22 protein-coding genes are annotated in these 22,474 nt (G+C 40.0%); 14 read left to right on the forward strand and 8 right to left on the reverse strand.

Annotated features, from left to right (window positions below; all coding sequences use genetic code 11):
* Positions 1-17: 17 nt before the first annotated feature.
* A complete protein-coding gene (locus ACEQ81_RS00360) occupies positions 18-1,259 on the reverse strand; it encodes an LVIVD repeat-containing protein (RefSeq protein ID WP_411028854.1) in 1,242 nt (413 codons plus the stop codon).
* A 154-nt stretch (positions 1,260-1,413) separates the two neighbouring features.
* Here ACEQ81_RS00360 and miaB point away from each other — a divergent pair, with 154 nt between their 5' ends.
* The 7 genes from miaB (at position 1,414) to groL (ending at position 8,239) form a co-directional block, all read left to right on the forward strand.
* Positions 1,414-2,859: a tRNA (N6-isopentenyl adenosine(37)-C2)-methylthiotransferase MiaB gene (gene miaB, locus ACEQ81_RS00365; RefSeq protein ID WP_411028855.1), complete on the forward strand. Its 1,446-nt coding sequence runs from the start codon at positions 1,414-1,416 to the stop codon at positions 2,857-2,859.
* Positions 2,860-2,956: 97 nt separating this feature from the next.
* Complete coding sequence (locus tag ACEQ81_RS00370) at positions 2,957-4,231, forward strand: sigma 54-interacting transcriptional regulator (protein ID WP_411028856.1); 1,275 nt, start codon at positions 2,957-2,959, stop codon at positions 4,229-4,231.
* A 32-nt stretch (positions 4,232-4,263) separates the two neighbouring features.
* Positions 4,264-4,782, forward strand: coding sequence for an LPS assembly lipoprotein LptE (lptE, locus tag ACEQ81_RS00375; RefSeq protein WP_411028857.1), 519 nt, complete (start codon positions 4,264-4,266; stop codon positions 4,780-4,782).
* Positions 4,783-4,785: 3 nt separating this feature from the next.
* Positions 4,786-5,715 carry a hypothetical protein gene (locus ACEQ81_RS00380; RefSeq protein WP_411028858.1) on the forward strand — a complete coding sequence of 310 codons (930 nt, stop codon included), beginning with the start codon at positions 4,786-4,788 and terminating at the stop codon, positions 5,713-5,715.
* Positions 5,715-6,065, forward strand: coding sequence for a preprotein translocase subunit SecG (secG, locus tag ACEQ81_RS00385; protein ID WP_411028859.1), 351 nt, complete (start codon positions 5,715-5,717; stop codon positions 6,063-6,065). The genes ACEQ81_RS00380 and secG overlap by 1 nt, the downstream gene beginning before the upstream one ends.
* A 145-nt stretch (positions 6,066-6,210) precedes the next feature.
* Positions 6,211-6,489: a co-chaperone GroES gene (gene groES, locus ACEQ81_RS00390; protein WP_411028860.1), complete on the forward strand. Its 279-nt coding sequence runs from the start codon at positions 6,211-6,213 to the stop codon at positions 6,487-6,489.
* Positions 6,490-6,604: 115 nt separating this feature from the next.
* Positions 6,605-8,239, forward strand: a complete 1,635-nt coding sequence (gene groL, locus ACEQ81_RS00395) for a chaperonin GroEL (protein ID WP_411028861.1) — start codon at positions 6,605-6,607, stop codon at positions 8,237-8,239.
* Between the two features lie 57 nt (positions 8,240-8,296).
* On the opposite strand, the gene ACEQ81_RS00400 is transcribed toward groL, so the two are convergent.
* From ACEQ81_RS00400 to ACEQ81_RS00420, 5 genes are all read right to left on the reverse strand, one after another.
* On the reverse strand, positions 8,297-9,025 hold the full coding sequence (locus tag ACEQ81_RS00400) for a heavy-metal-associated domain-containing protein (protein ID WP_411028862.1): 729 nt from the start codon (positions 9,023-9,025) through the stop codon (positions 8,297-8,299).
* Between the two features lie 11 nt (positions 9,026-9,036).
* The gene (locus ACEQ81_RS00405) at positions 9,037-9,867 is read right to left on the reverse strand and encodes an NHL repeat-containing protein (protein ID WP_411028863.1); all 831 of its coding nucleotides are present in this window, start codon (positions 9,865-9,867) and stop codon (positions 9,037-9,039) included.
* 53 nt (positions 9,868-9,920) lie between these two features.
* Positions 9,921-10,547, reverse strand: a complete 627-nt coding sequence (locus tag ACEQ81_RS00410; protein ID WP_411028864.1) for a heavy-metal-associated domain-containing protein — start codon at positions 10,545-10,547, stop codon at positions 9,921-9,923.
* A 34-nt stretch (positions 10,548-10,581) separates the two neighbouring features.
* Positions 10,582-11,352, reverse strand: coding sequence for a hypothetical protein (locus tag ACEQ81_RS00415; RefSeq protein WP_411028865.1), 771 nt, complete (start codon positions 11,350-11,352; stop codon positions 10,582-10,584).
* 141 nt (positions 11,353-11,493) lie between these two features.
* Positions 11,494-11,901 carry an HYC_CC_PP family protein gene (locus ACEQ81_RS00420; protein WP_411028866.1) on the reverse strand — a complete coding sequence of 136 codons (408 nt, stop codon included), beginning with the start codon at positions 11,899-11,901 and terminating at the stop codon, positions 11,494-11,496.
* Positions 11,902-12,043: 142 nt separating this feature from the next.
* Between ACEQ81_RS00420 and ACEQ81_RS00425 the strand changes: the two genes are divergently transcribed.
* From ACEQ81_RS00425 to rodA, 7 genes are all read left to right on the forward strand, one after another.
* Complete coding sequence (locus ACEQ81_RS00425; protein ID WP_411028867.1) at positions 12,044-12,496, forward strand: GAF domain-containing protein; 453 nt, start codon at positions 12,044-12,046, stop codon at positions 12,494-12,496.
* Between the two features lie 197 nt (positions 12,497-12,693).
* The gene (purH, locus tag ACEQ81_RS00430; protein WP_411028868.1) at positions 12,694-14,223 is read left to right on the forward strand and encodes a bifunctional phosphoribosylaminoimidazolecarboxamide formyltransferase/IMP cyclohydrolase; all 1,530 of its coding nucleotides are present in this window, start codon (positions 12,694-12,696) and stop codon (positions 14,221-14,223) included.
* Positions 14,224-14,278: 55 nt separating this feature from the next.
* Positions 14,279-15,307, forward strand: coding sequence for a rod shape-determining protein (locus ACEQ81_RS00435; RefSeq protein ID WP_138657482.1), 1,029 nt, complete (start codon positions 14,279-14,281; stop codon positions 15,305-15,307).
* A gap of 82 nt (positions 15,308-15,389) precedes the next feature.
* Positions 15,390-16,208, forward strand: a complete 819-nt coding sequence (gene mreC, locus ACEQ81_RS00440) for a rod shape-determining protein MreC (protein ID WP_411028869.1) — start codon at positions 15,390-15,392, stop codon at positions 16,206-16,208.
* Positions 16,198-16,707, forward strand: coding sequence for a rod shape-determining protein MreD (locus tag ACEQ81_RS00445; RefSeq protein ID WP_411028870.1), 510 nt, complete (start codon positions 16,198-16,200; stop codon positions 16,705-16,707). Before mreC ends, ACEQ81_RS00445 begins: the two co-directional genes overlap by 11 nt.
* A gap of 64 nt (positions 16,708-16,771) precedes the next feature.
* Entirely contained in the window at positions 16,772-18,640 is a 1,869-nt protein-coding gene (locus ACEQ81_RS00450; protein WP_411028871.1) for a peptidoglycan D,D-transpeptidase FtsI family protein, read from the forward strand.
* Positions 18,630-19,913, forward strand: coding sequence for a rod shape-determining protein RodA (gene rodA / locus ACEQ81_RS00455; RefSeq protein ID WP_411028872.1), 1,284 nt, complete (start codon positions 18,630-18,632; stop codon positions 19,911-19,913). Before ACEQ81_RS00450 ends, rodA begins: the two co-directional genes overlap by 11 nt.
* Here the strand turns inward: rodA and ACEQ81_RS00460 are convergent.
* Both ACEQ81_RS00460 and ACEQ81_RS00465 read right to left on the reverse strand, forming a co-directional pair.
* Positions 19,910-20,710 (reverse strand): DNA/RNA non-specific endonuclease, encoded by an 801-nt coding sequence (locus ACEQ81_RS00460; RefSeq protein ID WP_411028873.1) that lies wholly within the window; start codon positions 20,708-20,710, stop codon positions 19,910-19,912. The two genes, rodA and ACEQ81_RS00460, sit on opposite strands and share 4 nt — an antisense overlap.
* Positions 20,711-20,783: 73 nt before the next feature.
* Positions 20,784-22,361, reverse strand: a complete 1,578-nt coding sequence (locus tag ACEQ81_RS00465; protein WP_411028874.1) for an aryl-sulfate sulfotransferase — start codon at positions 22,359-22,361, stop codon at positions 20,784-20,786.
* Between the last annotated feature and the right edge of the window lie 113 nt (positions 22,362-22,474).

Genomic DNA, 22,474 nt, shown 5'->3' on the forward strand with positions numbered 1-22,474 from the left:
TCTATTTAAGGTGTAAATTAATCCAATGGTAGCGTACTGATTAACTGGATTGAACTGTCCAAATATTTATATTGATACAAGACCTCGTCCCCAACCATCAAAAGATTCTCCTCCATGGGGATTACATCAAAAGTTACTATATCTTCAAAATGATTAAGTGATGTTAGGTTTTCAATATCGGTTTTATCATAAACCTTTAGTCCGGAGGCTCCATCGCATACAAAAAGCTTTTCGTCTTTTATACCTAAGCCGTAGGGTTCGTCCATAGGGTAGGTCTCTGCCAGAACCGGATTGGTAATCTCCGAAATGTCTACAATGAACAAGCCACTTTCGGTAGCTCCACAATTATTGCCCCCACGAAGGGTAACATAGGCATAGTCCCCATCTACCACAACAGGGTCGCAAGCAGTACCGTGTTGAAATTCCGAAACAAAAGTAGGCGTGGCCGGAGAGGAGATATCATAGATATACATTCCCCGCATACTTCCTAAAAATAGATGTTGCCCTCTATTAAAGATAGTCTCTATATCAAAACCTGCATAAACGTCTTCCAAATCTTCCGGGTTCTCCAAATCTTGGATATTGAATACGTTGATGTTATGGCTATCCACGGCATACAGAAAATCATCAACGATCTTAAATCTGGCCAAGGATCCGCCTTGACCTACTGCGTTGTCACCAGCAGCTTCGGCCAGTGCAAAATCAATGGTATTGAAACGTTCATCAAATTCGCTTATCAATCTACGTTCGGTGGTGGTTTCCCACCCAACAATGATCTCGTTTTGATGATCTATCTCCCCATATTCAAAAAAATCGGCGTCAAACGGAAAAAATACGTTGTTTCTAAGCACATTTTCCAACCTATTTACTACACTAATATTGGAAATGTCGGAAATGTCGAGCACTACAAGGTCCATAAGACTATCCGCATAGAGATAATCGTCTTTGACGGAGATATCCACATTCCCGGCAATTTTGATAAAGGATATTTTCTTGGGGGATTCCGGATTGCTGTTATCAATAACATGCACTCCCTTAGCCTTGTCGTTTACAAAAACATAATCTTTATAGGCATATATCTTCCCAGATAGGTCAATAGGTCGTGGGGCAATTATGTCCACGCCATCTTTAAATTCGGTGATGCTAATCTTTAATGGTCTTGCCACTAAATAATCTGCATACTTACCATCATCATTGTCATCGCAAGAAATAATCATAAGAAAAGCGATGAACAACAGGCATACTTTGTTCTTTTTCATATTGTTTGTTTAATGGTGTTGTTATCCTGTAGATGTAAACCTTTGGTCCTAGTTGCGCTGATTTTTGCTAAATATTTAACTGTCATATTGTCACTAAAATGAATTTAGTACTATCTTTGCAGACCCATATAAGGGTTAAGTCAATTCATAATAAATGGAGAAGATCATAGACGAGGCAATTCAGGGAAATACCCTTTCTATAGAAGATAGCAAGCAAAATACCCGCAAATTGTATATTGAAAGTTATGGTTGCCAAATGAATTTTTCGGACAGCGAAATTGTAGCTGCTATTTTGGCGAAGGAAGGATTTAATACCACTCAAAATTTAGAAGATGCGGACTTGGTATTGGTAAATACCTGTTCTATCCGTGAAAAAGCGGAGCTTACGGTTCGCAAACGTTTGGAAAAATTCAATGCTGTTAAAAAATCGCGCCCAAATCTAAAAGTAGGGGTCTTGGGGTGTATGGCGGAACGGTTGAAAAGTAAATTTTTGGAAGAGGAAAAAATTGTGGACCTGGTGGTTGGCCCGGATGCCTACAAAGATCTTCCCAACCTTATCCAAGAGATAGACGAAGGAAGAAATGCCGTTAATGTTATCCTTTCCAAAGACGAGACCTATGGCGATGTAGCACCTGTACGCTTAAATTCGAACGGAGTAACCGCCTTTGTTTCCATTACACGGGGATGCGACAATATGTGTACGTTCTGTGTGGTTCCTTTTACCAGGGGAAGGGAAAGAAGCAGGGATGCGCAATCTATCATTGCCGAAGTAAACGACCTTTGGTCCAAAGGTTTTAAAGAAGTAACCCTATTAGGACAGAACGTTGATAGTTATCTCTGGTTTGGAGGCGGCTTGAAGAAAGATTTTGACAAGGCATCGGAAATGCAAAAAGCAACTTCCATAAATTTTGCCAAACTCTTGGAAATGGTGGCCAAGGCCCAGCCTAAGATGCGGATCCGTTTTTCTACATCCAATCCTCAGGATATGACCTTGGACGTTATAGAAACCATGGCCAAGTATGAAAATATCTGCAACTATATACATCTGCCTGTGCAGAGCGGAAGCAACAGAATTCTGAAAGAAATGAACCGCCTGCATACCCGTGAGGAATATTTTCAATTGATTAAAGATATACGAAGCATTATCCCAGATTGCGCTATTTCTCAGGACATGATTTCTGGCTTTCCAACGGAAACGGAAGAAGATCATAAGGACACATTGTCTTTAATGGAATTTGTGAAATACGATTTTGGTTTTATGTTCGCCTATTCCGAAAGGCCAGGTACTTTGGCAGCGCGTAAGTTGAAAGACGACGTGCCTGATGAAATTAAAAAAAGGAGACTGACCGAAATTATAAATTTGCAACGAGGGCATGGATTGTACCGTACGCAGCAACATGTTGGCAAAGTAGTAGAGGTTTTAATTGAAGGAACCTCCAAAAAATCTGACCAACATTGGATGGGCCGTAACTCCCAAAACACGGTTGTGGTGTTCCCAAAAGAGTATTATAAGGTCGGGGAGTTTGTAAACGTAAAAATAGAGGATTGTACTTCTGCCACACTTATTGGTAAGGCAATAGCACACAGCAAAAATAATTAACAACGGTTCCCTTGCGGAATCCAATAAATACGATGATGTCCTTAACTGTTCCATTTAAACACCAACCAAGGGCATAACACATAGGAATATCTTTAATATGGAAACGATACAGGCAATAAAACAACGTTTTGAAATCATCGGCAGCGATGTAAAACTGAACCGTGCCATAGAAAAGGCCATACAGGTTGCACCTACGGATATTTCTGTTCTGGTTACTGGTGAGAGTGGGGTTGGTAAGGAGTCTATCCCTAAAATTATCCATTCCCTTTCGCATAGAAAGCATGCCAAATATATTGCTGTAAACTGCGGTGCCATTCCGGAAGGAACCATAGATAGTGAGCTTTTTGGGCATGAGAAAGGTGCCTTTACAGGGGCCACATCTACCCGTAGTGGTTATTTTGAAGTAGCAGACGGAGGTACCATTTTTTTGGATGAGGTGGGAGAATTGCCATTGACCACACAGGTTAGACTGCTTCGGGTTTTGGAAAATGGCGAGTTTTTAAAAGTGGGCTCATCCCAAGTACAGAAAACCAACGTTCGGATTGTTGCCGCAACGAATATCAATATGTTCGAAGCGATTAAAAAGGAAAAATTCAGGGAAGATCTTTACTATAGGTTAAGCACTGTAGAAATAAATATTCCGGCTTTAAGGGAAAGACAGGGCGACATCCATTTGTTATTCAGAAAATTTGCTTCAGATTTCGGACAGAAGTATAAAATGCCTACGATTCGGTTAGAAGACAATGCCGTTCAGTTATTGTTAAAGTATCGCTGGCCCGGTAACATACGTCAACTTAGGAATATTGCTGAACAAATATCCGTATTGGAGGAAAAAAGGCTCATTTCTTTGACTACCCTTAACGGTTACCTTCCCAATTCTGGAGAATCCAATCTGCCTGCTGTTATTGGCAGTGAAAAGAAGGGGGCCGATTTCAGTAACGAGCGTGAAATTTTGTACAAGGTGCTTTTTGATATGAAGGGCGATTTAAACGACCTCAAAAAACTTACGCTAGAACTGCTTAAAAACAAGGATACTGAAAAGGTACAAGAGGAAAATGAGAACCTTATCCGAAAAATTTACGGTGAAAACGGAGAAGGAACCCCAAGGGAAGAAGAAACCACCAAATCGGTAGAAGTACTTCAGCTTCCCGAACCTACTACAGGAAGCACCTCAGGGCCTGCCCCACGGGAAGACAAGTATCATTTCGCCGAAGAAATAGAAGAAGAAGAAACCCTATCTTTACAGCAAAGAGAGATTGAATTAATAAAAAAATCCTTGGAACGTAATCGGGGGAAACGTAAAGCCGCAGCGTCCGAACTTGGAATTTCGGAACGTACGCTCTACAGAAAGATTAAACAATATGATCTTTAATACCTGTAGTTTTTTACAAAGATGTAATTTGAATGAAAAGAACTAGCATAATAATCTCAGTTGTATTTAGTGCCTTATTGGCATTTAGTTGTGGAGTTTACAATTTTACTGGCGGCGACGTAGGTTCAGCAACCACCTTTCAGGTAAATTACTTCCAAAACTATGCTTCCCAAAGCCCAGGTTCTACTTTTGACCCAGGGTTGGACAGGGATTTTACCTTAGCACTGCAAGATGTAATCCTTAACCAGACCAGTCTAGATTTAGTAACTTCCAACGGAGACCTACTCTATGAGGGGGAAATTGTGGAATACAGGGTATCGCCAATGACGGCAACAGCACAGCAAACCGCAGCCCAAAACAGATTGACCATCGCAATTAAAGTCCGGTTTTTTAACAATACAAAGGAAGATGCCGATTTTGACCAGCGTTTTTCCTTCTTTTTTGATTACGACGCAACCTCTCAACTGTCCGCGGTTAGATCAGAAGCCCACGAAGTTATATTTGAACGTTTAACACAAGATATTTTCAATGCCTCATTAGCAGATTGGTAACCCATGAACGTACCCGATTTTACATATCTGTTGCAACATCCGCATAAAGTGGTCTCCCCCATGCAAACCAAGCAATTGGAAGATGTACTGCAAGAATATCCGTATTTTCAGGCGGCAAGGGCAATACAATTAAAAGGTCTTAAAAACCTGAACAGTTTTAAGTACAACAACGCGCTTAAAGTTACAGCTGCATATACGGCAGATAGAGACGTTTTATTCGATTTCATAACCTCAAAGGAATTTCTTCAAAATACCATAGCAGATAGCATATCGGGCAAAACCCCATCTTTAAAAGACCAAGAAATAATTTCAGAAGAGGTGGTGCCAAGTGAGGCTACAGAAAAAACACTTATAGACGGATCACAAGACAACCCTTTGCCACAGACCGCTAAGGATGCCGATCAAATTTTAGACCCTTCCCTTTTTAAATCCAAAGATCCCGAAGTGGACAAGGCCATTGCGCAAGAAAAAAAGAGGGCACAGGAAGTGTTGGCATTGGGCGAACCATTACCCTTTACCAAAAAGGAAAAATATTCCTTTGTGGAATGGTTGCAACTTACATCATCAAAATCCATAAAAAGAAAAACTACGGACCAAGAGGTAGAACCTCTTAAAGAAATACACTTTCCTTTAGAGGAAAATCCGGAAAAAAAGAAAAAGTTTGAACTCATTGATAAGTTCATTGAGAGCAATCCAAAGATTAAACCTACCGAAGACAAAACCGCCAAAGTTGACATTAGCGAATCCATTAAACTGGATAAAAATGAACTAATGACAGAGACGCTGGCAAAGGTATATCTAGAACAGAAAAAGTATAAAAAAGCTATACAGGCTTATAAAATTTTAAGTTTGAAATATCCGGAAAAAAGTGGTTTCTTTGCAGACCGAATTAGGGCAGTAGAAAAAATTCAACAAGAAAATACAAATTCATAATGAGTACGTTTTCAATATTTTTGATCCTAATAATCACAGTATGCCTATTGTTGGTGCTGGTTATTATGGTACAAAATCCTAAAGGAGGAGGATTATCTTCTTCATTTGGAGGTGGGGGCAATCAGGTCGTTGGTGGTGTTAAAAAAACAGGTGACTTTTTAGATAAGAGTACATGGACTTTGGCCACTTTGCTCATTGTATTGATATTATTATCGAATGTGGCATTGAAAGGAAATTTTGGGGAAGCAGATTCCAAGTTGCTTCAAGGTGATGATATTGAGACAACGGTACCTGAGGAGGTACTACCAGATGAAGTTCCATCGACCAGTCCTTTGGATACCATCCAGTAATTAAAAAAATAGAAATGTTCTAACAAAATGCCAGCCTAAATGACAAGCTGGCATTTTTGTTTTACAAACTGTCAGTTATTTTTAAATGGCATAATTTCTGCCATCACAAACAAGAATTTTAAACTTTCAACTAAAAATTAAAAATATGGCTAAAGTTAACATCAAACCATTAGCGGATAGGGTTCTTATAGAACCCATGGCAGCCGAAACCAAAACTGCTTCCGGAATTATTATTCCGGATACCGCTAAGGAAAAACCACAAAAGGGTAAAGTAGTGGCCGTTGGCCCTGGCACCAAAGACGATAAGATTACTGTAAAGGTTGGTGATACCGTACTTTATGGTAAATACGCAGGTACCGAGTTAAAATTTGAAGGTGCCGACTACCTAATGATGCGAGAAAGTGACATTTTAGCAATAATATAAAGTCCTCGTTTGCCTCGCTGTTCGGTACGATTAATTCGGCAGGGGCCAAACCAAAACAAACTAGTATAATCAAATAAGGTTCTCTCCTAATAGGGAACTACAAACAAAACCAATTATGGCAAAAGATATAAAATTTGATATTGAAGCTCGCGATGGCCTTAGGAGAGGTGTTGATGCCTTAGCCAACGCAGTAAAAGTTACCTTAGGACCTAAGGGAAGAAATGTAATTATAAGTAAATCCTTTGGCGCCCCACAAGTTACAAAGGATGGGGTAACCGTTGCCAAGGAAATTGAGTTGGCCGAAGCCCTAGAGAACATGGGTGCCCAGATGGTGAAGGAAGTGGCTTCCAAAACCAATGACCTGGCCGGTGATGGTACAACTACCGCTACGGTACTTGCACAAGCCATTGTTAAGGAAGGATTAAAAAATGTAGCAGCTGGGGCCAATCCTATGGATCTTAAAAGAGGTATAGACAAAGCTGTTGAAGCCATTGTTGCCAATTTAACAAAGCAATCCAAAAAAGTAGGAGATTCTTCTGAGAAGATTAAGCAAGTTGCATCTATCTCTGCCAATAACGACGAAACCATAGGTGACCTAATTGCCCAAGCTTTTGAAAAAGTTGGAAAAGAAGGCGTTATTACCGTAGAAGAAGCAAAAGGTACCGATACCTATGTAGATGTTGTTGAAGGAATGCAGTTTGATCGTGGCTATCTATCTCCTTACTTTGTAACGGACTCCGAAAAAATGATAGCCGATTTGGAGAATCCGTACATCTTACTTTTCGACAAGAAGATTTCGGCAATGAAAGATTTACTGCCGGTTTTAGAACCTGTGGCACAATCTGGTAAGCCGTTATTGATCATTGCAGAAGATGTAGATGGTGAAGCATTAGCTACCTTAGTGGTTAATAAACTACGAGGTTCTTTAAAAATAGCCGCAGTGAAAGCTCCTGGCTTTGGCGATAGAAGAAAGGCTATGCTAGAGGACATTGCTATTTTGACCAATGGAACCGTTATTTCTGAAGAAAGAGGATTTACTTTAGAAAATACATCCTTGGATATGTTGGGCAGCTGCGAAAAAGTAACGATCGATAAAGACAATACTACCATAGTAAATGGTGCAGGTGCTGCTAAAAACATTAAGGCAAGAGTAAGCCAGATCAAATCACAGATTGAAACCACTACTTCCGATTATGACAAGGAAAAGTTGCAAGAGCGCTTGGCCAAATTAGCGGGTGGTGTAGCCGTACTTTATGTAGGTGCCGCCTCCGAGGTTGAAATGAAGGAGAAAAAGGACCGTGTTGATGATGCCCTACATTCTACAAGAGCAGCTGTAGAAGAAGGAATAGTTGCTGGTGGAGGAGTGGCCTTAATACGTGCCAAATCTGTACTCTCCAAAGTAAACGTAGAGAATTCCGATGAGGAAACCGGATTGCAAATTGTAACCAGAGCCATAGAATCACCATTGCGTACCATTGTTGAAAATGCTGGTGGGGAAGGTTCTGTTGTGGTTGCAAAAGTGTTGGATGGAAAGGGAGATTTTGGTTATGATGCCAAATCCGAATCTTATGTAGACATGCTAAAAGCCGGAATTATAGATCCTAAAAAAGTAACCAGGGTAGCTTTAGAGAACGCTGCTTCCGTTGCTGGAATGATCTTGACCACGGAATGCGCATTAACGGATATTAAGGAAGATACTCCTGTTGCTGGCCCACCAATGGGCGGCGGCGGAATGCCCGGAATGATGTAATGACATCTATCCCATATAATTTTATAAAAACGCTTCGGAAACCCGAAGCGTTTTTTGTTAAGGCAGTGCAAAGAATAACATCCAAATGGCCATTACCAGCATAATGGCATTTTCTATAAATGTTGCTTCGGTCATGGGAAGTTTTAAAGCTGTTCCCAAGCAGGCACAGCGAATGCTCTTTTTATCTAACAGGGTTTTGGTTACCCCAATAGTGGTGATTCCTAAAACAATTAGGGTAATCGTAAGGGCAGTTTGGATCTGAAACCGCATTAAGAACATAAGTCCCAAGATTACCTCAATAAATGGATAAATCCACCCGTAAGCAGGTACCGCCTTTGCCAAAGGATCATACATCCCAAAACTCTCTGGAAAACCCTTCAGATCCAAAAGTTTAAAAAAACTGAACACAATATAGAAGAGCCCCATAAAATCTAACATAGCGCTCCCCGTATCCCAGTCATTTATATTCAGCAAAAAAGAAGTAGTAAAAAGATATAGGAAAATTAAAAATAGTGGTTTTAACTGCTTCCATTTAGAAGTTGACGCTATATCGGTTGCAGCCATTGATGAAGCCCTTGGCAAATCCTTTTTGGAAATTGTAAATTTATCCGGTAGGGCCGCTCTAAAAATTCCTAATAAAATATGGCGGTCCATAGTTATCTCCGCCTCTTCTTTTTCCAGGTCTACCACTACCTCCGTAACACCATCTACCTTTATGAGCTCGTTGGTAACCGTGGCAACACAGGAATTGCATGTCATCCCTAACACTGAATATGTATGTGTCATCGGCTATGTTTTTAGATTTTCAACTTTTCCTTTAACTCGTACCGGTTTAATCTTCCATCTCTATAGTTAATTATCAACAACGCATCATCCTTTATTAAAATATCCGTTGGTTTATGAATCGCTTCTTTTAATTCTTGCTTTAGGTTTCCTTCAAAATCGAAAATCAAAACCCGGTCGTTCTCAAAGTCTGTCACAAAAACTTCCCTATCAGAAACGTAGATACCAGTGGCTGCGTTCATTTTTTGATCAACCCCGATCATCCGAAGAAATTCTCCCTGTTTATTAAACACCTGGACTCTATTATTGTATGCATCGGCTACCCATATCCTATCAGATGTTATCTGGACATCGGTTGGGTAATAAAATTCTCCGGCGGCATTACCTTCCTTTCCAAATGTTATCCAAGCGTTTCCATTACTATATAAGATTCTGTTGTTGTAAAAATCTGCAATAGCCTTTTCATTCTTATAAACGGATATCCCTGCAGGGGCATCCAAACTATCTTTCAACACCAACGCAGTTTTCTTGCCGTTGTTAAAAACAGCTACATTATCTAGCCCATATTGTGGTATAAACAGCGCGCTTTCGTCCGCGGCAATATGCATGGGTCTATCTAAAGAATCTATTGTCTTAACAACCTTACCCTTCTCATCTATCTTTACCAGTCTATTGTGATCCCCATCGGAAAGCCAGATTTCACTATTTAATGCTGCAATTCCTATAGGATTGACGCCCTCTATCTGAATGGTCTCTGTTAAAGACCAAGCCATTTCCTTCGGTGCTTTTTCCGAACATCCAAGAATTATTGCGATCAAACTCGATACTAAAATTACCTTTTTCATTTTAATTATGAATTATAAAAATGCCCTGCTCCTAAAAACAGGGCACAAAATTATTATTGAATTCTCTCGTAATGGCAACAAGCCGGAAGGTTTCCGTAGGTATCTGTTTTAGCCGCATGGTTTTTCGTATCGTGCCCTACCTTGGCAATTGCTTTTTCAATATCGGACATGGAGGCCTTATCTTGGTCAAAGCTTACAGATAACAGTTTGGTCTCCTTGTCCCATGTGGCACCGACCACTCCTGTCACATCCATGGCCGCCTTGGTTATCCTTGCTTCGCACATGCCGCAATTACCGGCAACCCTTACCTGTTTTTCTTGCAAACTTGCCGCACTTTCCCGGTTTATTGGTTTACTCCCGGATTCTTCCACAGTACCATCTGCCCGTACAATTTTGGAAGTGACAGGTGTATACCCGGCCTTCTCTACCTGTTTGGTAACTGCTTCCATACTAAGGGCTTTCTCACTAGGGTAACTAAAACTGAAGTCACCCGTTTCAATATCTATTTTTACTTGTTTTATTCCTTTAAACTCTTTAAACTTCTTTTCCAGTCCATAGGCACAGAAAGGACAGCCAAGTCCATCTACCTGCACCAGAAAATTATCCATCGCCTTCTGCGCATTTGCACTGAAGACAGTCAGTATTGTTATGACCAAAGTTGTTACTATTGTTTTTTTCATGATTCTTTAATTTTATAACAGATTCATTGTTTTGTTAAAAGGTGTATCTCGTTCCCAAGAATATACTATAGTTTAATTTCCTTCCATTGTCTACATCATTTACAAGGGGTACTTGTACGGCAAGATCGAACGTAATGTTCTTTCTGGCGTATTGTATTCCCTGTGCATAAAGCAATTGATACCAATCCCTGCTTGTGAACCAAGAGTTGGTGTACTCAAAATAAAGGTTCAATTGCTTATTGGGATACTGTGGTTTTAATAAAGGAAGTCCAAAACCCAATTTATACCTTAGTTCATCCAAGGTGCCGTTTGGCATCCAATTATAACCTACTTCGTTAGAAATACCATATTTTAAGGACTCATACCCGGCGACAATACCAAAATATCCGGCGTATTTTCCGGTGCTAATGTCCACGATGTCTAGCTCTTCGCCTGTAGGCAAGGTCTGCAAGGTCTTAGCTACCATGCGAAAGGTTTTGCCGGTGCCGTCCTTGCGCAAGAACTGATACTTGCCCATAATTTTAATATCTGCCAAACCGCTGCCATCCGAACCATTATCAAAATCATAGCCCAGGTAAGGTAGGTGCAGGGCCACCAAAGAATTTGACGTAGGCAAAAAATGTAGCATAACGGGGATATAAGTAAATGTTCCACGTTCTGTATTTCTAATCTCCACCAAGGTTTTGGTGGTAAAACTACCACCACCCAACATAATGGGTTTATCTGCGGTAATCGGGGGGCCTTGTGCATTTATTCTTCCTATAAGTAGAAAAAGAACAAGACAATACCAATATTTATATCTCATGTTTTTACTTTTGATTTAAACTTTTGACGGTATCGGAAATTCCGATGTACGTCCTTGCTTCCCACAAAGCGTGTGGAATCTCGAGTTTCGAGAATGGCAATCAACACCCAATAATTAATAATTAGGGTGTGTACGTCTAAATCAAATCAGGAATACTTGGTCCAACAGCTGAATGTTCTTGACCAATATAGGAGGTGGATAGGTATCATGGGGAACTATATGTTCCGCAAGTCCTTCAAATAAATCAATAAAAGTGAAGGTAAACGCTGCTAAAAAAATGCTGTTGTCCAAACTAAGATCGTTGAACGATAGTTTTAAATCGTCCTGACCATCAATTGCAATGACCTCATCATCACAGCAACTCATTTTTTCTACCAGTGTATCTTTGGTAAGGTCCGCTTCCATACCACACCTATCCGCTTCGGTAAAGAAGGCAATATCTACCAAATGCCCCATACAATAGTGCTTACCAACCATCCATGAGGTGGTAGAGGCCAATAACAACAAGGCCATGGCTACGGAAGCTATTTTATGGAAAACACCTTTCATCTTCGCAAAAATACAAAATAATTCATTTCTCCTAATTTACCTTCCATCCTTTAACTAAAGTTTAAGTGACATTACACTGTAAATTTTTGAATAAAAACTCGACTTAAAAGCTTCTATTTAAATATTTTTGTGAAAACGTATTATGCTTAAAACTCTAGAACCTCAAGTAGCTCAAATCCTCGAGAATACGGATTTAGAGGTAGATATCCGTCTAAAAAAAGTATGCGACCTCTTAAAAAAAAGTGTTCCTTACTATAACTGGGTGGGTTTCTATTTTAAGAATGGTGACAAACAAGAGTTAAAGTTAGGCCCATACGCGGGTGAACCCACGGACCACACCATTATTCCTTTCGGCAAAGGAATATGTGGACAAGTGGCCGTATCTAATGAAAATTTTGTTGTGCCAGATGTAGCTGCCCAAGACAATTATATTGCTTGTAGCCTTACTGTAAAATCCGAAATTGTGATTCCCTTGTTCCTAAATGGGGAGAATATTGGTCAAATTGATATAGATTCCAATACCCCGGACCCATTCACAGAGGAAGACGAGCGTTTTTTGGAATTCGTAAACCAAAAAGTGGCCCAAATTCTTTAAAACTTTAACGGTTTTGTTAATAACCCTTCTCTTTTTTTAAGCTCAAAAAAATTACATTTGTGCGATTGTCAATCGTTGTCCTTAAGACAGTATTTGGGCCAATGTCTCAACACTTTCTAAAAAGACAACTAAGTATAAAAGCCCTTCCAAGGCGCTTAGTTTTTGGGAGGACGTTTCCTTAACCATAAGCACATAAAATGAGCACTTCCAAAAAAGCCACTTCAGCTTTGATCTCTGTATTTCACAAAGACGGTCTGGCACCTATCGTTAAAAAATTAGACGAACTTGGCATCACCATTTATTCTACAGGTGGTACCGAAAAATTCATTAAAGAGCTGGGAATAGAAGTAGTTCCTGTAGAGGAAGTTACTAGCTATCCTTCAATTTTAGGGGGAAGGGTTAAAACACTTCACCCCAAAGTTTTTGGGGGTATTTTGAACAGACAGGACAACGCCGGGGATGTTGCCCAATTAGAAGAATATGAAATTCCCCAGTTGGATATCGTAATCGTTGACCTATACCCCTTTGAAAAAACCGTTGCCGATGGTGCCTCTGAGCAAGACATTATTGAAAAAATAGATATAGGTGGTATTTCATTGATTAGGGCCGCAGCAAAGAACTTCAAAGATGTACTTTGTGTTTCTTCCATGGAGGATTATACCGAATTTTTAGATCTTATTAGCAATAGCGACGGGAATACATCCTTAGCAGACCGCAAACATTTTGCCACCAAGGCTTTCAATATCTCCTCGCATTACGATACAGCAATCTTCAACTACTTTAACCAACACCAAACACCAGTTTTAAAGATTAGTGAAACCAAAGGGAATGTGCTGCGCTATGGAGAGAACCCGCACCAAAAAGGATTCTTCTTTGGCGATTTTGATGCCATGTTCACAAAACTACATGGGAAGGAGCTATCCTATAATAATTTGTTAGACGTGGATGCTGCGGTAAATTTAATGAATGAGTTTAAGGGTGAAGAACCTACTTTTGCCATTCTTAAACACAACAACGCCTGTGGACTAGCACAAAGGACAAATATTCACCAAGCTTACGTGGATGCGTTGGCCGGTGATCCTGTTTCAGCCTTTGGCGGTATTCTGATCAGTAACGTGGAAATTGACGAAGCAACCGCCGAAGAAATACACAAACTGTTTTGTGAGGTGGTTATTGCTCCTAGTTATTCCGATGGGGCACTGGAAATCCTTAAAGGAAAAAAGAACAGGATTATTTTAATCCAAAATGAAGTTTCTCTCCCAGAAACTTTGGTACGTACTTGTCTAAACGGAGTACTGGTACAGGACAAGGACAACAGAACCGATTCCGTTGATGATTTGCAATATGCTACGGAGAAAAAACCTTCCGAAAAAGAGTTGGAAGATTTGATCTTTGCATCAAAACTGTGCAAACATACCAAAAGTAATACCATTGTTCTGTCCAAAGACAAACAACTATGTGCTAGCGGAACCGGACAGACATCGAGAGTGGATGCACTTAACCAAGCCATTCACAAAGCCAGCTCGTTCAAATTTGATTTACAGGGTGCCGTAATGGCCAGTGACGCCTTCTTTCCTTTCCCTGATTGTGTTGAAATTGCCCATAAAAGTGGTATTACCAGTGTTATACAACCGGGAGGATCTATAAAGGACCAGTTAAGTGTAGATTATTGTAATGAAAACGGAATTTCGATGGTAATGACTGGCACACGCCATTTTAAGCATTAATTTTGCTACTTTTGCCGATAAAACTTACTTTTAATCCGAAACCAAACTAATTATAATGGGATTTTTTGATTTCTTAACCGAGGAAATAGCGATTGATCTAGGCACCGCCAACACGCTTATCATTCATATGGACAAAGTGGTGGTTGACAGCCCATCTATAGTGGCAAGGGATAGGATCAGTGGTAAAATCATAGCGGTCGGTAAGGAAGCGAACATGATGCAGGGGAAGACGCACGAGAACATAAAGACCATTAGACCACTTAAAGATGGTGTAATTGCGGATTTTGATGCCTCGGAAAAGATGATCAATATGTTCATCAAAAACATTCCTGCACTAAAGAAAAAATGGTTTCCACCTGCATTAAGAATGGTAATATGCATCCCTTCTGGTATAACGGAAGTGGAAATGCGGGCCGTTAAGGAATCTGCAGAACGTGTAAACGGCAAGGAAGTGTATTTAATTCATGAACCAATGGCTGCGGCCATAGGTATTGGGTTGGATATTATGCAGCCCAAAGGAAATATGATCGTTGATATAGGTGGTGGAACCACTGAGATTGCGGTTATTGCATTGGGTGGTATCGTTTGTGACAAATCCGTAAAAATTGCGGGTGATGTGTTCACCAATGACATTATATACTACATGAGAACCCAACATAACTTGTATGTGGGCGAGAGTACTGCGGAAAATATTAAAATAGAAATTGGTTCTGCCACTGAAGATCTGCAAACCCCACCGGATGAAAAATCGGTGCAGGGACGAGATCTACTGACAGGTAAACCCAAACAAGTGCAAATTTCATATCGGGAAATTGCCAAAGCCTTGGATAAATCTATTCTTAGAGTAGAAGATGCTGTAATGGAAACTCTATCGCAGACACCTCCAGAACTGGCAGCGGACATTTACAATACAGGAATTTATTTGGCCGGGGGAGGATCCATGCTTAGAGGCCTAGACCGAAGATTATCCCAAAAAACAGATCTACCGGTTTATATTGCAGAAGACCCGCTAAGAGCTGTTGTACGTGGGACGGGAATTGCACTAAAAAATTTGGAGCGCTATAAGAGTATACTCATCAAGTAAATCTTGTAACATCTTACCGGATTTTCTTGATCAACTTTCCATAGCCCATTTACAAACATAGTACCCAAAATCGTAAAAGTGGATGCAGCAGATAATCAACTTCATAATAAGATATAAAACTTCGTTGCTTTATTTCTTATTGTTGACCATAGCCTTGGCATTCACCGTTCAATCGCACAGCTACCACCGCTCAAAATTCTTCAACTCTTCCAATTGGCTAACAGGTGGTATCTATGAGACCTTTTCCGATGTAACTTCATATTTCAATCTAGACCAAGAGAATAAAACGCTTCTTGAAGAAAACCAGCGACTAAGAAAACTGCTTTTCAATCTTAAACAACCCGATTCCGTAGCTATTGATACCTCTAACGTAGCTTTTACCATTACATCGGCACAAGTAGTAAAGAACAGTTATTCCAATCAAAGAAATTACATCACTATAAACAAGGGGGAGAAACAGGGAATAGTCCAAGATATGGGGGTAATTACACCACAAGGAATACTCGGTATCGTGGAGAATACCTCATCTAACTATGCAAGCGTCCAGAGCATCCTTAACACACGATCCAATATCAATGCCAAAATTAAAAATTCCGAGCACTTTGGATCCCTGATATGGAACACCGAGCAATATAATGTGGTACAATTGGCGGATATCCCTAGACTGGTAACCCTGTTTGTAGGGGATACCATTGTTACCGGAGCCATGTCCAGTATTTTTCCCGAAAATATTCCTATTGGAATCATCAAAAAGTTTGACCTGAACACCTCACAAAGTTTTTACAATATAGATGTAGAGTTGTTCAATGACATGACAAACATTAAAAATGTGTATATCATTAACAATACAAACAGGCCAGAAATCTTGCAATTGGAATTAGAAACAGCCAATGATCAGTAATTATTACTACATAAACGTTATTCGGTTTATCTTACTCATATTAGTGCAAGTTTTGGTATTCAACAAACTGAACTTTTTTGGTTTTATAAACCCCATGGTCTATATACTGTTCCTGTATTGGTACCCTATCAAGGAAAATAGGTCTATATTCATCGTGGTAAGTTTTGTACTTGGTCTTGCCATTGATTTCTTTTCGGACACTATGGCCCTCCATGCTGCGTCTACAGTAACTATCGCCTATTTAAGGCCAGCAATAATGCGGTTTTGTTTTGGTGTTAACTATGAATTTCAAAGTTTTAGATTATCTGGTAGTACCCGGGCACAACAAATTACTTTTTTAGCGTTATTAGTAGTAACGCACCATCTTGTTTTCTTTACTCTGGAAATCTTCGATTTAGCCAGCTTTGTATCCATTATAAAGAAAACCTTGTTTACGGGCGGGGCCACATTAATTTTGTGTCTTTTGTTTAGTTCGTTATTTAGTGTAAGTAAAGAATGAATTATCTTTATCTTAACCTGCGTGAAATTGTTTTAATTATGCCCTTAGGCCAAGTAATAAATAGATGAAGAAGATTCTGTTATCGTCGATTATCCTAATAATCGGGATTACCTTTATCGGTAGGTTGTCCTATCTTCAAATATTCAGTTTTTCTACGGATCAGGTACTGGAAGACCCTGCAATAAAAGCCATTTATGATTATCCGGAGCGTGGCTATATTTACGATAGAAATGGGAAATTATTGGTTGCCAACCAGGCCGCTTACGACGTAATGGTAATTCCTAGGGAGGTTAAACCCTTGGATACTTTAGAGTTTTGCAACCTTCTTGGAATAGACAAGGCCAATTTTATAAAAACCTTAAAACGAGCAAGAAGGTACTCCCCAAGACTTCCGTCGGTACTGGTGCCACAACTATCCAAAGAGGATTACGCCAGTCTTCAAGAAAAAATGAGGAAGTACGAGGGTTTCTACATTCAAAAGAGGTCCTTGCGATACTATGCTACCAACAGTGGTGCCAATGTGCTGGGTTATATTAGTGAGGTCAACGATCGCGATTTAGAGCAAAACCCTTATTATGTAGCAGGAGAACTAACAGGGCGTACCGGAATCGAAAAAGAATATGAAGAGGTTTTAAGAGGAAGAAAAGGGGTTATGTATATCCAAAAAGATCGGTTTAACAGGGATATTGGCCCCTATAAGAACGGTAAACTGGATACCATACCAGAGCAAGGGAAAGAGTTGCATGTTACTTTGGATAAGGTACTACAGGAATACGGTGAAAGGCTAATGCATGGGAAAAGAGGGGGAATAGCGGCTATAGAACCAAAATCGGGAGAAATTTTAGCGCTTATTTCTGGCCCAACCTATGATCCGTCTCTTCTAGTGGGCAGGGAACGATCAAAAAATTACACAAAACTTTATTACGATACCATTGCCCAACCCACTTGGGACCGCTCTATATTGGCAGAACCTTCTCCGGGATCCCCATTTAAAACTTTAAACGCATTGGTGGCTTTGCAAGAAGGTGTTATTAAACCAGAAACTACCATAAGATGCTATAATGGTTTTTTTGTAGGTCGAAAGAAAAGAGGGTGTCATTGCGGAGGAGGAATTCGAAATATGAATTCTGGCATTTACAAATCTTGCAACGCCTACTTCGCCGGTACTTTTAGAAAAATATACGACAAATACCCTACTACCGACGAGGCGCAAGATGTCTGGGAAAAACACATGAAAAGTTTTGGTTTGGGCAACTATCTTGGGTATGACCTCCCCACCGGCAGACGTGGCAGGATTCCCAGTAAAGAATATTACGACAAGGTCTATGGAGACAATAGATGGGCCTCGTCTTTTATAATTTCCAATTCTATTGGACAAGGAGAAGTTGCTGCCACACCCATTCAGTTGGCGAATATGACCGCCGCCATAGCCAATAGAGGTCATTATTTTACCCCACACGTACTTAAGAAGATCGGGGACAAAGAAATTAGCAAACCCCAATTTACGCAAGCCAAGCATACTACCATAGACAAACAACATTTTGATCCTGTAATACAGGGTATGGCAGAAGTCTACAAAAAAGGAACTGGTAGGTGGGTACAAATACCCGATATAGAAATTGCGGGTAAAACCGGAACTGTTGAAAACTATACTAAAATTGACGGGGTAAAAACCCAGCTGACAGATCATTCTGTTTTTGTGGCTTTCGCTCCGGTAGACAATCCCAAAATTGCTATTGCGGTATACATAGAAAATGGGTATTATGGTTCTAGATATGCAGGCCATATAGCTTCGCTTATGATAGAGAAGTATCTCAAAGGCGAAATTACCCGTAAAGATCTGGAGCAACGTATGCTGGAAAAAACTTTAGAGCACGAATATGCCAAACCATATAGTGGGCAACCCTTTGAGATAAACCAATATGTCTGGTAGAAGTGCCCTTAAGCGGGTAGATTGGCTTACCGTTTTTCTATACATCTCACTGATTGGTATCGGATGGTTGAACATCTATTCGAGCACCTTTTCAGAAGACCATCCGTCTATCTTCAATTTTGGTCAGTTATATGGGAAACAACTTTTTTTTATTGGTGTTAGTCTTGTAAGTATCGTGGTAGTGCTTTCTTTGGAAGCAAGTTTTTACGAACGTTTTTCAAGCCTATTATACATAATTTCAGGAGTACTATTATTAGGGCTTTTTGTCTTTGGAAAAACCATTGCAGGTGCCACTTCCTGGTACAATTTGGGTTTCTTTAATTTTCAGCCTTCCGAGTTTGCGAAAATTGCTACCGCCCTGGCCTTGGCCAAATATCTAAGTGATATACAGACAGACATTAAAAGAAGAAAAGATCAGTTTTATGCATTTTTGATCATTTTAATTCCTGCTTTACTGATAATTCCACAGCCAGATCCGGGAAGTGCCCTGGTTTTCTTTGCATTAATATTTGTGTTGTTTCGCGAAGGTCTACCTCTTTTTTATCTTGGTATAGGTCTATTGACCATAGTGGTTTTTATTACTACACTAATGTTCGGCACTATTTGGGTAGCTATTGTATTGGCCTTGTTAATAGCGCTGTTTTTGTTACTAAAAAGATCCTCCTTTAAAGTGCCTATTTTGCCTTTGTTGTCTATGTTTGTAGTGGCCGTGGCCTTTTCCCTATCAGTAAATTTTGTTTTTAACTCTGTATTTGAGCAACGTCATAGAGATAGGTTCAGTCTTTGGTTGAGATTGGAAAAAGATCCGCAAAAATTAGAGGAAATTAGAAAGACAATTGGTTATAACACCTATCAGTCTGAAAAAGCCATAGAATCTGGCGGTTTTTTTGGCAAAGGTTTTTTAGAAGGGACAAGGACCAAAGGAGATTTTGTTCCGGAGCAACATACCGACTATATTTTTAGCACGGTAGGTGAGGAATGGGGATTTTTGGGTACTACTACGGTAGTGTTACTTTTTACACTACTGCTCTTGCGATTAGTGTACTTGTCCGAACGTCAAAAAAATGCGTTTAGCAGAATGTACGGTTACGGCGTTATCTCCATTCTCCTTATTCATTATTTCATAAACATTGGGATGGTGATCGGTGTACTTCCAACCATTGGTATTCCCCTACCCTTTTTTAGCTATGGCGGCTCTGGACTTTTAGGTTTTACCATATTACTCTTCATCCTTTTAAGATTGGATGCCAACCGGTTGAACGAATGGCTTTAAAATTTCCAACCTGTCGGATCTGCTTTGCGTTCCAAGTCATATTCCAGGGTTTCCGATAAATCTGCAAAAAAATCTATTCTGGTGAGTTCTTCCAACTTATCTACGGTAACCAAAAAATGGGTTAATTCGGCAGCACTTTCTTTATGCGGAAATAAAAAGGCGATTACCTCAAAATTGTCTCCCCTTTTCTTACAGACGATCTTATAATAGTAATTGGGTACGGACACGTCTTCTTCCCCTATGCTAGGTAGTCCTTTTTCCAAAACCCCACCGGTAATTACAAAAAGGGTTCCATGGGTTTTTGCCCAAAACCTTATTTTTTGCTCTAACCTATTCCAAATACCTGCATTAAAAGCCGCATCTTGTGGTGAGATATTGCTTGTGTAAAAAGTTTCATTATAAGCATTTTCCGAAAATCTACGATCCCCTGCTGGGCAGAGATGTCCCCGATCGTAACCAGAACCTCGATAGTTCCTCCAATCTGCGGACTTGGTCCTTACTTTAGGATCTTCAATAAAATAAGGTCTTTTTCTATCGTCATAGGTTAAGTGCTCTTTTTTCAATGTATAGGCCACCCATTCTGCCTGCTCGTAATCTTCTCGGTACGACAGTGTAAAATGATTGTGGTGCACAAGTTCACCGGTAGTGGAACTGGGTAGCAATACGGTAGGGATTACCGTTTTCTCGTTGTTATCCAAATCCTTGGAATAGGTATCGGGGGTATAGAAATTCTCGAACACCCAAAAACCAATCAGACATAGGGCCAACAGCACGGAATACGTTGTTTTCTTATTCATTTAGGTTTGATGGTCCTTCAAAGTTAATCGTTTTATCAAAGCCAAATATTTGATCCCTTTAGGCGAGATCCCTTTAATTGGCGTAAAGTGATAACCGCTCGGTTCTATGAAGCGTAATGATATCAAAAAAGGCCGAAGGAGGTGTAATGGTTGCTTCAAAAATAAGTTCTTGAGTATCGTAATCCACTTCGATGGACTTTCCGTAAAGACTTCCATTGAAGCTAACAGCTCCTGGCGAAAAAAGCACATGATCCACAGATTCCAAATAATCCACATCCGAGACAATTCTAGAATATGTTTCTTCTCCCCGTTCCTTGCCGTATTGCCACACTTGTTGTATGGTTTTATTTAACCCATCAACCCCAAAGGCTACTGCCCTGCTGTAATCTTCATTACCGGTAAAGTTGCGGTTATCGCCATTGTCAAAAAGCATTATGTTTCCATTTGGCATTATTAAGGGCGCATGTTGATACCAATTCCACTCAAAATCGGGATGGTTTTCATCCCCATCCAATACCGCCTGTTCTACAATTGGTTGGCCATCTACATCTAGTGGTTGCAACAAAAGTGTATTAAGATCTATCCCATTGCCAGATATGCCCCAATCCTTATGAGGCCCCATGATCCATATCACTTCGTTCTCGGAATTTAGCTTTACTAATGCTTGTGTTCGCCCAGAAACTAAAATGGTATCGTCGGTATCGTCGTAGCTCACAGCATTGGCATGGAACCAGTCTACTAAATCGTTGGTCAATGCCGTCCTTGTATTTTCCATGGAAAGGTTTAAATCCCAAACGTTCACAATTTCCTTTGAGACCCTATCAATTTCTATTATATGGTCTTCTATGGTAGCCGCTGACAACTTGTTTACCGTAACCAGAAAGTTACCATTGGGTTTTTCCAAAACTTCGTGATGAAAACCGTATCCGGGCATGTCCCAGGTATTAATGACATTACCAAAAAGATCTATTTCGTAAATAAGGTTATCTCCCCCGGCTCCAAAGGCATTTCCCCCAGAACCAAAATAGAAATTTCCATTGGCCAATTGCGCTATACCATCGTCATAAAAAAGGTTGTTCAGTTGGGGATGTAAACTAAAATCCAAGTACCATCTTATATCTCCATAGGAATCAAAAATGAAAGGTCTCTGGGGAAATAAGGATCCGTTATGTCCAAAGTAACTCACCAACGTCATCCCTTCTGCCATCTGATCTCTTTTTGCCTCTTGGATGGTAATTTGAGGCATTTCCGAGATTAGGGATGCCGTTTGTACTTGGTACGTTTTAGATCCTAGATTATTACCAGAGCCATCTTCAAAACTTAATATTACCGTGTTATTAAGACTGGCATAAAGGCCGTGTACCGGAATGTCGAAGGTAGTACCCAAGCCAGGAAAATCCTGAACCAAATCGGAACCTACCCCATTCTTTCCAATTATCTTTAAGCTTACCCTAGCTTCTTCGCTGGTCTGCAACAATATCTTTGCCGAAAGTGGGGCATAACCAGAAGGGTTTAAAATTAATTCATCCGAAACTACAACCTCTGTTTCATTGGGTGTAGGGTCGCCCACAGCTTCACCAGAATCGTCGCTCTGGCAAGCGATAACAAAAATACAGAGGAAAGTAATTACAACTATTTTCCTGATTGGCATAATACAGAATATAAGACAATAATATAGGTGAAATTATGAATTTCAACTCGTTAAGACCAATGATATTTTGTGAAATAACACTGGCCATAATCTATACACAAAAAAACCCGGTG

The sequence above is a fragment of the Spongiimicrobium sp. 3-5 genome, from assembly GCF_046557915.1.
GTDB lineage: Bacteria > Bacteroidota > Bacteroidia > Flavobacteriales > Flavobacteriaceae > JBHEBG01.

What these genes read in the sequence shown, in the direction of transcription:
- ACEQ81_RS00370 (WP_411028856.1), top strand. Translation starts at nt 2,957, where the DNA reads ATGGAAACGATACAGGCAATAAAACAACGTTTTGAAATCATCGGCAGC.
- ACEQ81_RS00380 (WP_411028858.1), top strand. Translation starts at nt 4,786, where the DNA reads ATGAACGTACCCGATTTTACATATCTGTTGCAACATCCGCATAAAGTG.
- ACEQ81_RS00425 (WP_411028867.1), top strand. Translation starts at nt 12,044, where the DNA reads ATGCTTAAAACTCTAGAACCTCAAGTAGCTCAAATCCTCGAGAATACG.
- ACEQ81_RS00415 (WP_411028865.1), bottom strand. Translation starts at nt 11,352, where the DNA reads ATGAGATATAAATATTGGTATTGTCTTGTTCTTTTTCTACTTATAGGA.
- secG (WP_411028859.1), top strand. Translation starts at nt 5,715, where the DNA reads ATGAGTACGTTTTCAATATTTTTGATCCTAATAATCACAGTATGCCTA.
- ACEQ81_RS00435 (WP_138657482.1), top strand. Translation starts at nt 14,279, where the DNA reads ATGGGATTTTTTGATTTCTTAACCGAGGAAATAGCGATTGATCTAGGC.
- mreC (WP_411028869.1), top strand. Translation starts at nt 15,390, where the DNA reads ATGCAGCAGATAATCAACTTCATAATAAGATATAAAACTTCGTTGCTT.
- ACEQ81_RS00360 (WP_411028854.1), bottom strand. Translation starts at nt 1,259, where the DNA reads ATGAAAAAGAACAAAGTATGCCTGTTGTTCATCGCTTTTCTTATGATT.
- groES (WP_411028860.1), top strand. Translation starts at nt 6,211, where the DNA reads ATGGCTAAAGTTAACATCAAACCATTAGCGGATAGGGTTCTTATAGAA.
- lptE (WP_411028857.1), top strand. Translation starts at nt 4,264, where the DNA reads ATGAAAAGAACTAGCATAATAATCTCAGTTGTATTTAGTGCCTTATTG.
- ACEQ81_RS00460 (WP_411028873.1), bottom strand. Translation starts at nt 20,710, where the DNA reads ATGAATAAGAAAACAACGTATTCCGTGCTGTTGGCCCTATGTCTGATT.
- ACEQ81_RS00420 (WP_411028866.1), bottom strand. Translation starts at nt 11,901, where the DNA reads ATGAAAGGTGTTTTCCATAAAATAGCTTCCGTAGCCATGGCCTTGTTG.
- rodA (WP_411028872.1), top strand. Translation starts at nt 18,630, where the DNA reads ATGTCTGGTAGAAGTGCCCTTAAGCGGGTAGATTGGCTTACCGTTTTT.
- ACEQ81_RS00465 (WP_411028874.1), bottom strand. Translation starts at nt 22,361, where the DNA reads ATGCCAATCAGGAAAATAGTTGTAATTACTTTCCTCTGTATTTTTGTT.
- groL (WP_411028861.1), top strand. Translation starts at nt 6,605, where the DNA reads ATGGCAAAAGATATAAAATTTGATATTGAAGCTCGCGATGGCCTTAGG.
- miaB (WP_411028855.1), top strand. Translation starts at nt 1,414, where the DNA reads ATGGAGAAGATCATAGACGAGGCAATTCAGGGAAATACCCTTTCTATA.
- ACEQ81_RS00410 (WP_411028864.1), bottom strand. Translation starts at nt 10,547, where the DNA reads ATGAAAAAAACAATAGTAACAACTTTGGTCATAACAATACTGACTGTC.
- purH (WP_411028868.1), top strand. Translation starts at nt 12,694, where the DNA reads ATGAGCACTTCCAAAAAAGCCACTTCAGCTTTGATCTCTGTATTTCAC.
- ACEQ81_RS00405 (WP_411028863.1), bottom strand. Translation starts at nt 9,867, where the DNA reads ATGAAAAAGGTAATTTTAGTATCGAGTTTGATCGCAATAATTCTTGGA.
- ACEQ81_RS00445 (WP_411028870.1), top strand. Translation starts at nt 16,198, where the DNA reads ATGATCAGTAATTATTACTACATAAACGTTATTCGGTTTATCTTACTC.
- ACEQ81_RS00400 (WP_411028862.1), bottom strand. Translation starts at nt 9,025, where the DNA reads ATGACACATACATATTCAGTGTTAGGGATGACATGCAATTCCTGTGTT.
- ACEQ81_RS00450 (WP_411028871.1), top strand. Translation starts at nt 16,772, where the DNA reads ATGAAGAAGATTCTGTTATCGTCGATTATCCTAATAATCGGGATTACC.